The following is a 13,429-nucleotide window of genomic DNA, read 5'->3' as shown; positions in this document are numbered from 1 at the left end:
AGCGGTGAGCTTAGGTTAATAAAGTAGTTAGTAAATAACTCAGCAAGCCAGCCAGAGCTGAACCAGTCAAAACGCTGATTACCCCTTTTTGAAATTTAAAAAGTGCTAAGCCTGCAAGTAGGGTAATTACAATCGAAATCCAAGAAATTGAGCCACCAAGCCCATGCGGAAAAAAGACGTGGTAAGCAAAGAACAGGCCTAGGTTTGCGATGACGCCCACCACTGCAGCCGAGATTGCAGTGAGAGGTGCGGTGAAGCCGAGTTTGCCATGGGTGGATTCAATCAGTGGACCGCCGACCAGCACCAGGAAAAACGAAGGCAGAAAAGTAAACCAGGTTGCAACACAGGCACCAAGCACGCCAAACCAAAATGGATTGCTGTACCCGATTAAATGTTGGATGTGGCCAGCCAAGTAGCCAACAAAAGCCACCACCATGATGAGTGGTCCAGGGGTTGTTTCTCCAAGCGCTAAGCCATCCATCATTTGACCAGCACTGAGCCAATGGAATTGATCTACAGCACCTTGGTATACGTAAGGCAGAACTGCGTAAGCACCGCCAAACGTTAGAAAGGCTGCTTTAGTGAAAAACCAAGCGATTTGCGGGTAAAGTGTTTTCCAGCCAAAAAACAAAGCTAAAGCAAAAAACGGAATGAGCCAGAGTACTGAAACGACCGAGCTATGTAATGCGAACCTCTTTTTGGAAAACTTGGCATGTTCTGGAGTTGGCGTGTGATCATCAATGATTGCAGCGAAATGAGTCCCACTGACTTTATTGTGAGCAGCAGTTTGTTGAAAATATTCTGGATAGCGCCTACCGCCCCAGATACCAATCAAGGCAGCACAAACAACAATGATTGGAAAGGCAAGATTGAGAATAAAGATAGCTAAGAAAGACCCAAGCGCAACCCAGCGCAATGCTTGATTGTGAATCGTGCGCTTACCAATGCGAACTGCAGCATGAAGAATGATGGCGGTAACGGCGGGTTTGATGCCAAAAAAGATGGCGGCAATCCAGGGCACTTGGCCAAAGGTGAGATAGACCCAGGATAAGCCGATCAAAATAAAAAGAGAGGGTAGAACAAAGAGGGTGCCGGCTAAGACGCCACCCCAAGTTCGATGCATGAGCCAGCCGATATAAGTTACCAACTGCTGAGCCTCGGGTCCCGGTAACAACATGCAATAGTTCAGTGCATGTAAAAAGCGCCGCTCAGAAATCCAACGACGCTTCTCAACAAGTTCTTGGTGAAGGACTGCGATCTGACCTGCAGGCCCACCAAAACTAATAAAGCCAAGCTTGGCCCAAAACTTCAAGGCCTCGCGAAATGGAACACTCAAACTTCTTCCATTCCGCCAACAACTTGGCTAAATCCATTATCAACATAAATAATTTCAGCGGTGATGCCGTTTGCCAAATCAGACAATAAGAAGGCAGCGGTATTGCCCACATCATCAATAGTCACATTGCGACGCATTGGGGCGGTTTGTTCAACTGCATCCAGGATCTTGCCAAACCCTTTAATGCCTGCAGCAGCCAAAGTTTTAATCGGACCAGCAGAAATGCCGTTAGCACGAATACCTTTGGGCCCAACTGAGCCGGCAATGTAGCGTACAGAGGCTTCCAGAGATGCTTTGGCAAGACCCATGGTGTTGTAGTTAGGAACGTTACGCAAACTACCGAGGTAAGTCAGCGTCAACAAGGAAGACTTGTCACGCAACATTGGCAAAGCTTCTTTTGCCATTGCTGGGAAGCTGTAAGCGGAAATATCGTGGGCGATTTTGAAGCCTTCACGAGATAGGCCATCTAAAAAGTCACCGGCAATGGCTTCGCGGGGGGCAAAGCCGATTGCGTGAACAAAGCCATCAAACTGAGGCCAAGTTTTTGCTAAATCCTTGAAGAGAGCTGAAATCTGCTCGTCGCTACCAACGTCGCAGTCAAAAATCAGCTCGGTATTGAATTCTTTTGCAAAATCGACAATACGGTCTTTAAAGCGCTCACCAACGTAGGTAAAGGCCAGTTCAGCTCCTTCGCGGTGACATGCCTTGGCAATGCCATAGGCAATAGAGCGGTTGGAAAGAAGGCCGGTAATCAGAATTTTTTTGCCAGCGAGAAAGCCCATTTTATGTCCTTTGCTTCAAATGTAATTTGCTATCTACAATTGTTGCATATATGCCTATGCTCCCCGCTATCCGCCAAATCCCCACTTTGCTGCTCTTAGCCATTCTGGCTGGGGTGGCGGTCGGTTCAGCCCAAGGCGCCCAGGGGATCGCTCAGTACGGTAAACCCAAATACGCTGATGGATTTAGTCATTTTGACTATGTGAACCCCAATGCTCCCAGAGGTGGCACCCTGACTTTGCCTAACCCAGATCGCCGGACTAGCTTTGATAAGTTCAATCCATTCACGCTGCGGGGTGTGGCTGCCCCTGGTATAGCTCAACTGATGTTTGAGTCTTTGGCGGTGGGTAGTGCGGATGAGGTATCCAGTGCTTATGGCCTGATTGCAGAAGATATTCAAGTGGCAGCTGACAAGATGTCGGTTGTTTTTCGGATTCGGCCAGAGGCAAAGTTTTCAGATGGCAGTGCGATCTTAGCAAGCGATGTAAAACACAGCTTTGATACCTTGATGAGTTCGCTCGCTAATCCACAATTTAAAACGGTATACGCCGATGTGAAGCAGGCGGTAGTCGTTTCTGATCGCGTTATCCGTTTTGAATTTAAGAATCGCAATCCTGAGTTACCGGTGATGGTCGGTACCTTACCGGTGTTCTCAAGCAACTGGGGCAAGAAGCCCGATGGCACGATCACACCCTTTGACAAGTTGACCTTTGAATTGCCGATTGCAAGCGGCCCTTATGTCATCGAGTCTTACAAAGCGGGTAAGACGATGATTTTTAAACGCAACCCAAATTACTGGGCGGATCGAGGCGGTAAGACCCTCAATGTTCGCGTCGGCTTTTATAACTTTGATCGCGTGAACTACAAGCTCTACAGTGATGATGCTGTTCGTCTTGAGGCCTTCAAAGCAGGGGAGTTCGACGCACTGGTGGAATACCGTGCGAAAAATTGGGCCAAGAGTTATGTGGGCCCTAGATTTAATGATGGCACTCTGGAAAAGAAAGCTTTCTTAAATCACAACGGTGCAGGCATGCAAGGTTTTGCGATGAATGTACGCCGCCCGATTTTTCAGGATCCACGCGTACGACAAGCCTTGGGTTATGCGCTCGACTTTGAGTGGTTAAACCGCCAACTATTCTTTGATCAATACAGTCGCATCAATAGTTACTTTACGAACAGTGACCTGAGTGCGAATTTCGATGGCCCTCATAAACCCACTGAAGCAGAATTGAAGTTACTTAAACCCCTGAAGGCGCAATATCCAAAGTGGGTGCCTGATGCTGTCTTTGGCCCAATGCCCGCTGCACCTTCAACCGTTCCGCCGGATAGCTTGCGGCAGAACCTGCGCAAGGCGCGTGATTTGTTGGCTCAGGCTGGTTGGCAATACCGAGATGGTGCACTACGCAATATGCAGGGTGAGCCTTTCCGTTTTGAAATGGTCGAAGACGGTCCATTCTTCTTGAGAGTCATTTCTTCCTACGTACGTAATCTGGAGAAGTTGGGTATTCAGGTAGATATTCGGACGAGCGACTTCGCTTTGCATCAGAAGCGCATGGATGAGTACGATTTTGATATGACCACCATTCGTTTCCCAGACTCACAAAGTCCTGGTAATGAATTGTGGGATCGCTTTGGTAGTCAGGCTGCAAAAGAAAAAGGTTCTGACAATGTCATTGGGGTCCAGTCGCCAGTAGTGGATGCCTTAGTGGATGCAGTTGTGAAGGCTCAAACTCGCGAAGAGTTGCGTGCAGCCACCAGATCTTTAGACCGTGTTCTTTGGAATAGCTACTACGTGATTCCTCAGTGGTACAACCCGACGCACCGAATCGCGTATCGTAAAGAGATGCGCTATCCAGAACCGCCTTTGTATTACACCGCTGAGTCTTGGATTCTGCTCAATTGGTGGAAAGAGGGGGCGCGCTAATGCAAGGGCAAATGTGGTCTTATATTTTCAAGCGCATGCTCTTGATGATTCCCACCTTATTAGGCGTTTTAACGCTTACGTTTGCTGTGGTGCAATTTGTACCGGGTGGTCCAGTCGAGCAATTAATGCTCGAGCTCAAAGGCAAGGGTGATGCTGCAGTTAGCGGGGCAGAGTCTTCTGGTGGCGGCAGCAACTATCGTGGTCGTCAAGGTGTAGATGCTGAGCGTTTAGCTGAGGTTAAGGCTTTATATGGTTTTGATAAGCCGCCTGTAGAGCGTTACTTCATGATGCTTAAGCGCTTTGCACAATTTGATTTAGGCGAGAGCTACTATCAACATCAAAGTGTTTGGCAGTTGGTGGTTTCTAAATTACCGGTATCTATCAGCATTGGTCTGTGGACCTTCTTTCTCACGTACTTGGTGTCGATACCCCTGGGGATTGCTAAGGCGGTTAGAGATGGTTCTCGTTTTGATGCGATTACCAGCACGATGATTTTGGTGGGCTACGCCATCCCCGGATTTGTTCTGGGCGTTCTATTGCTGGTCATCTTTGGCGGTGGTAGTTTCTTGCAAATCTTTCCACTACGTGGTCTTACTTCAGACAACTGGAGTGAGCTGAGCATGATGGGTAAGGTAATGGATTATTTGTGGCATTTAGTTTTACCAATTACCGCTTCCGTTTTGGGTAGTTTTGCAGTCATCACGATGTTGACGAAGAATTCTTTTTTGGAGGAAATTCGTAAGCAATATGTATTAACTGCAAGAGCTAAAGGACTCACTGAACAACAAGTCCTTTGGAAGCATGTGTTCCGCAATGCCCTCTTACCTCTAGTGACAGGATTTCCAGCGGCATTCATTGGTGCCTTCTTTACTGGTTCGCTGTTGATTGAAACCCTTTTTTCTTTGGATGGATTGGGCTTGCTTTCTTACGAGTCGGTGATGCGCCGTGACTACCCAGTGGTTTTTGGAACGCTGTATCTCTTCACCTTGATTGGCCTCTTTACTAAGCTGATTTCTGATCTTTGCTATGTCTACATTGACCCACGCATTCAGTTTGGCGCGGGGGGTGGCTCATGAGTCGCTGGCATCGTTTTAAAAATAGTCGTATGGGCTATGCCAGCCTCTGGATCTTCATGATCTTGTTTGGACTCTCTATGTGTGCGGAACTAATTGCCAATGACAAGCCTTTAGTCGTTCGCTATCAGGGCAAGTTTTATTTCCCTATTGTGAAGTCACAGCCTGAGCGAGTGTTTGGCGGTGACTTTGCAACGCCAACGGATTTTTTAGATCCAGATATTCGTCGCAACATTACAAGCAATGGTAATTGGGCAATTTATCCACCAATCCCTTATAGCTATGAAACGCTCAACTACTTTTCAAAGGTGCCTAACCCCGCTCCACCATCTTTTGATAACTGGCTAGGAACAGATGATCGCGGGCGCGATGTCTTGTCACGTTTGATTTATGGCTTCCGACTATCCATTCTGTTTGGTTTGGCGCTCACCATTGTTGGGGTGAGTGTTGGCATCATCACCGGATCTTTAATGGGTTTCTTTGGCGGTAAGTTTGACCTTATTTCTCAGCGCTTGATTGAGATTTGGTCGGCAATGCCGGAGCTGTATTTACTCATCATCTTTGCCTCCATCTTTAATCCTAGCATTTGGCTCTTAATTATTTTGTTAGCGGCATTTGGTTGGATGGGCTTGTCTGACTATGTGCGTGCAGAGTTTTTCCGCAATCGTGCTTTGGAGTATGTTCGCGCAGCCCGAGCATTGGGTTTAACGAACCTGCAAATCATGCGCCGTCATATTCTGCCCAATAGCTTGACGCCAGTAATTACTTTCCTCCCTTTTAGAATGAGTGCGGCTATTTTGTCACTCACGAGTTTGGATTTCCTGGGTCTTGGTGTGCCTCCAGGAACACCAAGTCTTGGAGAGCTTCTCTCTCAAGGTAAAAGTAATTTGGATGCCTGGTGGATTTCACTATCGACCTTTGTAGTTTTAGTAGCCACCTTACTTTTGCTCACCTTTATGGGTGAGGCTTTGCGAGATGCTTTTGATTCTCGTAAGTCAGGCGCCATGAGTGGAGGTCGTTCATGAGTGCACCTTTACTTTGTTACGAAGACTTCTCAATTTCTTTTGGTTCGGGTCGGCGTGAAAAATTTGCCGTTAATCATCTTGATCTCGAGATTGGAGTAGGAGAGCGAGTTGCTTTGGTTGGAGAGTCTGGCTCGGGTAAGACGCTTACTGCTTTAGCACCACTCCGTCTTGAGCCTGAGGGCGCCAAAACATCGGGCCGAATTTTGTGGAGCGGCAAGAGTACAAGTGTGAGCAATCAACCAGTCAATTTGCTGGATTTACCAATACAAGATATTCGTGAGATCCGTGGTTGTGAGATTGCGATGGTGTTTCAGGAGCCGATGACTGCGCTCAATCCATTATTTACTATCGGCAATCAAATTGTTGAGGCAGTGCAGATATATCAGCCCTTAATCTCTAAGGCGGATTGCATGTCTGCGGCAATTGATTTGCTCAAGAAGACTGGTATTCCACAGTCAGATAAACGCTTTCACTCTTATCCGCACCAGTTATCAGGCGGGCAGCGTCAACGCGCCATGATTGCAATGGCCTTGGCCTGCAAGCCAAGATTGTTGATTGCTGATGAGCCAACGACTGCCTTGGACGTTAGTCTGCGTTTGCAGATTTTGGATTTACTGAAAGAGTTGCAAGAAGAGTCGAAGGACCATGGTGGCATGGCGATTTTGTTGATCACTCACGATCTCAATTTGGTAAAACATTTTGCTCAACGTGTTGCTGTATTAAACCAAGGCAATCTCATGGAGGTGGGCCCTATAAAACAGGTCTTCGAGCATCCAGAGAATGCCTATACCAAGGCTTTAGTAAACAGCGCGCCCGTACGTGATTTAGCACCAGTAATGCCCTTGGCACCAGTCTTACTGAAGGCAGAGGGTCTATCGGTTTCTTACCCGGGCATGGAGTCTGTTGCTTGGTTTAAAAAATCTCCACGTCATCAAGTACTGCGTAAGGTTGGCTTTGAGCTTAAGCAGGGTCAGACCATCGGCGTGATTGGTGAGTCTGGCTCCGGTAAGACCACTTTAGGTATGGCGGTCTTGGGTTTGTTAGGTGATTCTGCTGCGCAGATCACGGGTGCAGTGGATGTGCTTGGTCAGGATTGGCAAAAGCTTAAGCCCGCAGAGCGCCGCGCTATGCGCTCGAGTTTGCAAGTGATTTTTCAGGACCCTTTTGGCTCACTTTCTCCGCGTATGAATGTGATGCAAATTGTTTCAGAGGGTTTAGATGTGCACTTCCCAAATTTGTCTGCCGCGGAGCGCGAGTCCCGTGTCTTGGATATTTTGCGAGAAGTCGGAATTGATCGTTCTGCCCTTACTCGCTATCCCCATGAATTTTCGGGTGGGCAAAGGCAGCGTATTGCGATCGCGCGTGCTTTGATTCTGAAGCCGCTGATTTTGGTGCTGGATGAGCCTACTTCAGCCTTAGATGTGTCGATTCAAAAACAAGTGCTTGCTTTACTGACTGAGCTCCAGAAAAAATACAACTTGGCCTACCTCATGATCAGCCATGATTTGGCAGTCATTCGGGCGATGTCACATGAGGTGATGGTCCTCAAGGCAGGAAGGGTGGTGGAGTTTGGCGATACCGAGACTCTGATCCAGCACCCTCGCCAGATCTATACCAAAGAACTATTTGCAGCAGCCGAGCTGACCTGAGATTCGACTTAAACAGCCATTCAGGGCGCTAAATTGGTGCATTTACATCCAATAAAGTCAAATTTGCTATTAAAAACAAAGAGTTATCCCAAGGGCTAGCATTTGGTGAAATAGCCCTTCTTTGTTAGAATGAAATGATGTCACTTCAAAAAGACCTCTTGCCAACGCTGTCTAAGCAAATGCCGATAGCCGCGCTGATTGCATTGATATTTGTTGCGAGCCCAGCATTGGCGGTGGATGCCACTCCTGAAGTCGCAAAAGACACATCTGCAGAAGTGGCTAAAGAGGTTCCCAAGCAAAGCATGTTTCAAGCTGGCAAGTCCTACTTTGTTCGTGCGTCTGATCGCTTAGCGGATTCCGTTACTGGCAAATCAGATGAGTTGATTAACCGCGCTATGGAAGTCATTGGTGTGCGTTATCGCTGGGATGCGGAGTTGCCGCAATCCGGTTTGGATGGCAGTAGTTTTGTTGGATATGTCTTCAAAGACAAGTTAGGTTTCTTGCTGCCGCGTAAATCCACTCAGATGAGTCGTGTTGGCAAACCAATTACTCGCGAAGAATTGCAACCTGGCGACTTGGTGTTCTTCAACACCATGCGTTTAACTTTCTCTCATGTCGGCATTTATGTTGGCGACAATAAATTTATCCATTCCCCATCGAAGGGTACCAGCGTACGTGTCGATGATCTTGGTAGTCTCTACTGGGACAAGCGTTTTGATGGTGCGCGCCGTTTAGATGGCAGCGACAACTTGGGTGATGCCGAGCGTCATGAGTTGTTAAATGAAGTAAATAAGCTCAAGCGCAAATCTCGTAACCTCTAATTTTTTCTTTAGAAGCTTGCGGCTAGACCAATAGACGTTCCTCGGACGTTCTGTCCAAATTGATAGCGAAATACCAATCTCACTCGACTAAACATTGGGTCGGATGCGCTTCTATCAACTTCAAATCCCGTACCCACAGAGGAGAGGGAGTCAAATCCTAGGGCGCCACGCAGTTGGCCTAGAAACTCTGTGTGAGCTAATTCAAAGACAGCCCGTAAAGGTCTCTCCAGCACCGTGAGTCGAGTGGGGTATCTAGCTCGAGCCCACAAGCCCAAGCTTTGTGAATCTGCGGAGCCTTGAACTGCGGCCGAACTATCAAAAGTATTGATGGCGATATTGGTGTAACGCAATTCGGCATCATATTCGCGCTCCGGTTTGTAATCCTCATAGTCCAGCATTAATGAGCCACCGGTGCCATAAGCATTCATACGGCCGCCATTTAAAAACTGCAGGTCCACTCCTGTTTTATTTTCTATGATGCGACCTGCAATAGAGAGATCGCTCTCTACATGACCGAGCATGATGTTGGCGATCGGACGAATACGTAAGTTGTCAGTTAGCGGGAAGTCCCAGCCGATACCGCCTGTGCCAGTGATGCCAGTCCATTTGACGGGTACGGTGACACTCGAGTTACCTATGCCATCAGTAAAGGTTGGGTCGTAGCGATTAAAGGCAATCGTTCCTTCAAGATAGAGTGGGAAGTTGGCGCTAATGCGGTCGCCACCACCAAGGGAAATCATCTGTAAATTTTGATTTTCTCCGCCCTTATCGGTGATTGATAGAGATCCAGTTGTGACATCTGGAGTGAGCGAGTAACCTGTGATCGTCATGAACGCATCGGTGCGCTTTTTGAGGTAATTGTTAACTCCAGCCGTAAATTGACCTCCCGCCTGAGCCTGGGCATAATGCACTTGAACTGCGATTGATAGTGCAATGAAAAATTTAAGGAGATTGGCGTTAGATTTCATAAACAATTGCACCGAATCCTAAATCAATGCCTACTTCTTGGGAAGCTAGCTCTAGGGCTAGCCTCGAAGTTTTTCTTTCAGGGCGGACATTTGCTCTTGGGCTGCGACTTCGCCAGCGAGAATTGCCGCATTTCTGGATTTAAATTCGCTACTACTCATTTGCTTGAGGTGGGGTGTAATCACGATGTCAGCACTCTTCAGTTCATACTGATTAATACTTCGCTGCATGATAGATATGGTTTGTTGCATGACACCAAAGGTTCCGCTGGCATCTTGATGAACGGGCTCTGAAGAGATGTTGACCGCAATCACCAGTGTTGCGCCCATCTGCCGGGCGTAACTGACTGGGACAGGGGCAACCAAGCCGCCATCAACATATTCTTTGCCGCTAATCACTGCAGGCTGGAATACGCCTGGAACGCTACATGAGGCACGCACTGCCAGACCTGTATTGCCAGAGCGAAACAAAATGCCTTTGCCCGACTGCAGCTCGGTCGCCACAATACCCAGAGGAATGCGCATTTGCTCGATCGATTTATTTTGCACTTCACGATTGACCATGTTCTGAAGGGCATCCCCTTTAATGAGGCCACCAAATCTTCCGGCAAAAGGGAGCCCCCAGTCAGCAATCGTAGCTTCATCCAGATTTAAGGCGAGCCGATTTAAGTCATTGCCGGTCGCCCCCGAGGCAAGTAGCGCAGCAATAACACTACCTGCGCTGCTGCCGACCACGATATCGGGCCGAATGCCCTGAGCCTCTAAGGCCTTAATGACGCCTATGTGCGCAAAGCCTCGGGCTGCTCCCGCACCCAGTGCTAAGCCAACTACAGGCTTACGGCCGCTCATTAAGCTGCACCCTGCCAGGCTTGAGCCCCCAATCAGGGCGCCTAAGCCAAGGCCTAGACCCAGAAAACGGCGTCTAGTATCCATATCGGTTGATAAGAGTGGGGATAGGGCTGTATTTACTTGCATGTGGCTATTGTATTGAGCCTCCCTTATAATGGGCGAACGGTGAGCGAAAAAGACTTCGTTTCAGCGCGGGCAGCTCCTTAGGGATTTTTGGGGATGAATTGTCCGTAGTAGCTAAATAGCGCCACCAGAACACCACCAACCCATTATTGAAATACATTTTTATAGCTCATCAGGTAATTGCCTGATAGCCCGAATTTTATGGATGATCACAATAAACGCGTAATTGAAACAGCTCTCTTGTGCGCGCAAGAACCATTGACAGTTGCTGATCTGACGCGTTTATTTGCTGAAGACATGGCCTCTGGCGAAATTGAAGATGCTCTCGTAGAGCTTCAAAAAGCCTGGGAAGATAAAGGCATGGAGTTGGTGCATATTGCGACTGGCTGGCGTTTTCAGAGTCGCTTATCGATGCGTGAATATCTCGATCGCTTAACTCCGGAGAAGCCTCCAAAGTATTCTCGTGCGGTGATGGAAACCCTGGCAATTATTGCTTACCGTCAACCCGTTACTCGTGGCGAGATTGAAGAGATTCGTGGTGTTGCGGTCAGTAGCAATGTAATGAAGCAGTTAGAGGATCGCGGTTGGGTTGAAGTGATTGGTCATAAAGAGACTATTGGTCGCCCAGGTTTATATGCCACTACCAAGCAATTCTTAGATGATTTAAGTCTTACCAATTTACAAAGCTTGCCAATGCTAGAAGATGCTGCGCCGATGGCTGCAGCTGAGCACTTAGGTCAGGCGGTAATGGAGTTTGATCCGAGTGCTACGGTTGAAACCGTGATTGAGTTGGACGAAAACGGTCAGCCGATCGTTCAGCCGACAAGCGAAGAATCGATTGCCCAAGAAAATATCGAACAGACAAGTGAAGAAGTAGAAGAAGTTACTCCAGAGCCTGAAGACCAATCAGACGAAACAAAATAATTATTAATGACAAGTCATAACGAAAACGATTCATCTCCGATTAAGCCTACATCGGATAACTCTCCTGCTTCTGAATCTGCATCTAATCATGCAGAGGGTGCGAAGGGTGAGGGGCGCGAGGGCGGTCAGCGTCGTCCGCGTCGTCAGGGCGCAGGCGCTAGCAAGCACCCCTTTAATAAAAAGCGCCCATTCAATAAAGATCGGCCTCGTCGCGAGGGGGTTGAGTCTAGTGGTGCGCGTGAAGGTGGCAATCATTCATCTGCCAAGCTTGCACCCAATCCAGCAGAGAGCGAAGCTTTGTTTGCATCAGTTGTTTCCGGAGAATTTGACGCAGCATTAGATGCGCCTGAAATGGTTGAGGTTAAAAATCCTGATGGCCTAAATGAGAATGAGATTTCTCATCAGACTGGTGCTGAGCGTCGTGCACAACGTGTGCGTCATGATGATGATGCCGATACGCCTAGCGATGATGAGATGAGTAGTTTGCAATTTGCAAACATCGATGATTTGCCACTGAGCTTACGTGATGAGGTTTGGTCGGACTTAGATGGTTTGGACGACGAGGCTGATGACGAAGACACAGTCAAGTTGCACAAGGTATTAGCTGATGTCGGCATGGGATCGCGTCGCGATATGGAAGACTTGATTATTCAAGGGCGCGTATCCGTGAATGGACTACCAGCCCATATCGGCCAACGTATCGGGCCAACGGATCAAGTGCGCATTAACGGTAAGCCGGTACATCGCAAAATTCAGACCAAGCCGCCGCGCGTGATCATGTATCACAAGCCTTCTGGTGAAATCGTGAGTCAGTCGGATCCAGAAGGTCGTCCAACCGTATTTGATCGTTTGCCAAAGCCACGTCAAGGACGTTGGATTGCAGTAGGTCGCTTAGACTTTAATACTGAAGGTCTTTTGTTATTCACCACCTCTGGTGAGTTAGCTAATCGCTTAATGCATCCCCGTTATGGCGTTGAGCGCGAGTACGCTGTCCGTATTTTGGGTGATCTGAGTCAAGAAAATATGACTCAATTAAAGAGCGGCATTACCTTAGATGACGGCGAAGCTAAATTCTTACGTCTTTCAATGGGTGGTGGAGAAGGTGCGAACCGTTGGTATCACGTTGCTTTAACTGAAGGTCGTAACCGCGAAGTTCGCCGTATGTTTGAAGCGGTTGGTCATACGGTTTCTCGTTTGATTCGTACACGTTATGGCATCTTCTTGCTGCCTCCACGCTTGAGACGAGGCAAATGGGAGGAGATTGAAGCTGGCGGTATCTATAACTTGATGAAGTTTGCAGGCTTAAAAATGCCTCAGCCGCAGGACAAAGGCCGCAATCCGAATGCCCAAGGTCGCGATCACCGTTCGCCTGCTAGTGAGGACTTTCAGCCCGATCCAATGCAAACCTCAGTTTCTTATTGGGGTTCACGGGATGCCTTAACCCAGGCCAGTGGCCACGGTGCCTTAACCCATCAAAGCAGGGGTGGTAAACCTGGCGGTGGTGGTTCAGGCGAAGGTCGTGGCCCTTTCCGGGGTCGTACTCAAGGTGGTCGTCCAGGCGCAGGTGGTCAGAGCGGTCAAGGCGCGGGACAAGGTCAAAACCGCAATAAAGGCAAGAAAGTTCACCATGGACAGTCTGCTTTTGTAACGGCAAGCCCTCAAAGTCCGGGAAATGGTCCTAAGCGAGGAGCGCCAAAAGGGCGCAAACCCTTTAATAAAGGCCCTAGAAAACCCCGCAATCCAGGCGAAAGCTTCTGATTTCTATCGGTTTTCCTCTAAATCGGCTATAATTTTGGTCTTACAGCAGTTCGCTGCTGTTTTGAGTTGTTACCGACTGATGTTGCGATCAACGTAAGTCGGCCTGTTCTGAATTTCGAGAATATGGGCTTTGAAGCCCATTTTTTTTTGCCGTTTTGGATTGAAGGGTATTCGTGAAAGATCAGCGGATTATTTCTGCAGA

General features: G+C 48.1%; 11 protein-coding genes. 7 read left to right on the top strand and 4 right to left on the bottom strand.

Annotated elements, in window-relative coordinates; translation table 11 throughout:
- Positions 1-10 precede the first annotated feature (10 nt).
- Entirely contained in the window at positions 11-1,336 is a 1,326-nt protein-coding gene (gene chrA / locus B7Y67_RS00580) for a chromate efflux transporter (RefSeq protein ID WP_293596819.1), read from the bottom strand.
- Positions 1,333-2,118, bottom strand: a complete 786-nt coding sequence (gene fabI / locus B7Y67_RS00575) for an enoyl-ACP reductase FabI (RefSeq protein WP_293596818.1) — start codon at positions 2,116-2,118, stop codon at positions 1,333-1,335. Before fabI ends, chrA begins: the two co-directional genes overlap by 4 nt.
- Before the next feature lie 50 nt (positions 2,119-2,168).
- On the opposite strand from fabI, the gene B7Y67_RS00570 reads away from it, so the two are divergent.
- From B7Y67_RS00570 to B7Y67_RS00550, 5 genes are all read left to right on the top strand, one after another.
- Entirely contained in the window at positions 2,169-4,040 is a 1,872-nt protein-coding gene (locus tag B7Y67_RS00570) for an extracellular solute-binding protein (protein ID WP_293596817.1), read from the top strand.
- A gap of 11 nt (positions 4,041-4,051) precedes the next feature.
- Entirely contained in the window at positions 4,052-5,116 is a 1,065-nt protein-coding gene (locus B7Y67_RS00565; RefSeq protein WP_293596850.1) for a microcin C ABC transporter permease YejB, read from the top strand.
- A complete protein-coding gene (locus tag B7Y67_RS00560; protein ID WP_293596816.1) occupies positions 5,113-6,138 on the top strand; it encodes an ABC transporter permease in 1,026 nt (341 codons plus the stop codon). The genes B7Y67_RS00565 and B7Y67_RS00560 overlap by 4 nt, the downstream gene beginning before the upstream one ends.
- Positions 6,135-7,787 carry an ABC transporter ATP-binding protein gene (locus B7Y67_RS00555; RefSeq protein ID WP_293596815.1) on the top strand — a complete coding sequence of 551 codons (1,653 nt, stop codon included), beginning with the start codon at positions 6,135-6,137 and terminating at the stop codon, positions 7,785-7,787. The genes B7Y67_RS00560 and B7Y67_RS00555 overlap by 4 nt, the downstream gene beginning before the upstream one ends.
- Before the next feature lie 137 nt (positions 7,788-7,924).
- A complete protein-coding gene (locus B7Y67_RS00550) occupies positions 7,925-8,608 on the top strand; it encodes a C40 family peptidase (RefSeq protein WP_293596814.1) in 684 nt (227 codons plus the stop codon).
- An 8-nt stretch (positions 8,609-8,616) separates the two neighbouring features.
- Here B7Y67_RS00550 and B7Y67_RS00545 read toward each other — a convergent pair whose 3' ends face one another.
- Positions 8,617-9,576 carry a hypothetical protein gene (locus B7Y67_RS00545; protein WP_293596813.1) on the bottom strand — a complete coding sequence of 320 codons (960 nt, stop codon included), beginning with the start codon at positions 9,574-9,576 and terminating at the stop codon, positions 8,617-8,619.
- A 57-nt stretch (positions 9,577-9,633) separates the two neighbouring features.
- Positions 9,634-10,422 carry a patatin-like phospholipase family protein gene (locus B7Y67_RS00540; protein ID WP_293596849.1) on the bottom strand — a complete coding sequence of 263 codons (789 nt, stop codon included), beginning with the start codon at positions 10,420-10,422 and terminating at the stop codon, positions 9,634-9,636.
- A gap of 324 nt (positions 10,423-10,746) precedes the next feature.
- Here B7Y67_RS00540 and scpB point away from each other — a divergent pair, with 324 nt between their 5' ends.
- Entirely contained in the window at positions 10,747-11,469 is a 723-nt protein-coding gene (scpB, locus tag B7Y67_RS00535; RefSeq protein WP_293596812.1) for an SMC-Scp complex subunit ScpB, read from the top strand.
- Positions 11,470-11,475: 6 nt separating this feature from the next.
- Positions 11,476-13,227, top strand: a complete 1,752-nt coding sequence (gene rluB / locus B7Y67_RS00530; RefSeq protein WP_293596811.1) for a 23S rRNA pseudouridine(2605) synthase RluB — start codon at positions 11,476-11,478, stop codon at positions 13,225-13,227.
- Positions 13,228-13,429 lie beyond the last annotated feature (202 nt).

It is taken from the genome of Polynucleobacter sp. 35-46-11, from assembly GCF_002281105.1.
Note: the sequence above shows the minus strand (reverse complement) of the source record. Positions and strands in the feature narration are given on the sequence as shown.

Bases quoted from the DNA above. Each gene is read 5' to 3' on its own strand.
- fabI (WP_293596818.1), bottom strand. From the start codon at position 2,118: ATGGGCTTTCTCGCTGGCAAAAAAATTCTGATTACCGGCCTTCTTTCC.
- B7Y67_RS00570 (WP_293596817.1), top strand. From the start codon at position 2,169: ATGCCTATGCTCCCCGCTATCCGCCAAATCCCCACTTTGCTGCTCTTA.
- B7Y67_RS00565 (WP_293596850.1), top strand. From the start codon at position 4,052: ATGTGGTCTTATATTTTCAAGCGCATGCTCTTGATGATTCCCACCTTA.
- B7Y67_RS00560 (WP_293596816.1), top strand. From the start codon at position 5,113: ATGAGTCGCTGGCATCGTTTTAAAAATAGTCGTATGGGCTATGCCAGC.
- B7Y67_RS00555 (WP_293596815.1), top strand. From the start codon at position 6,135: ATGAGTGCACCTTTACTTTGTTACGAAGACTTCTCAATTTCTTTTGGT.
- B7Y67_RS00550 (WP_293596814.1), top strand. From the start codon at position 7,925: ATGTCACTTCAAAAAGACCTCTTGCCAACGCTGTCTAAGCAAATGCCG.
- B7Y67_RS00545 (WP_293596813.1), bottom strand. From the start codon at position 9,576: ATGAAATCTAACGCCAATCTCCTTAAATTTTTCATTGCACTATCAATC.
- B7Y67_RS00540 (WP_293596849.1), bottom strand. From the start codon at position 10,422: ATGAGCGGCCGTAAGCCTGTAGTTGGCTTAGCACTGGGTGCGGGAGCA.
- scpB (WP_293596812.1), top strand. From the start codon at position 10,747: ATGGATGATCACAATAAACGCGTAATTGAAACAGCTCTCTTGTGCGCG.
- rluB (WP_293596811.1), top strand. From the start codon at position 11,476: ATGACAAGTCATAACGAAAACGATTCATCTCCGATTAAGCCTACATCG.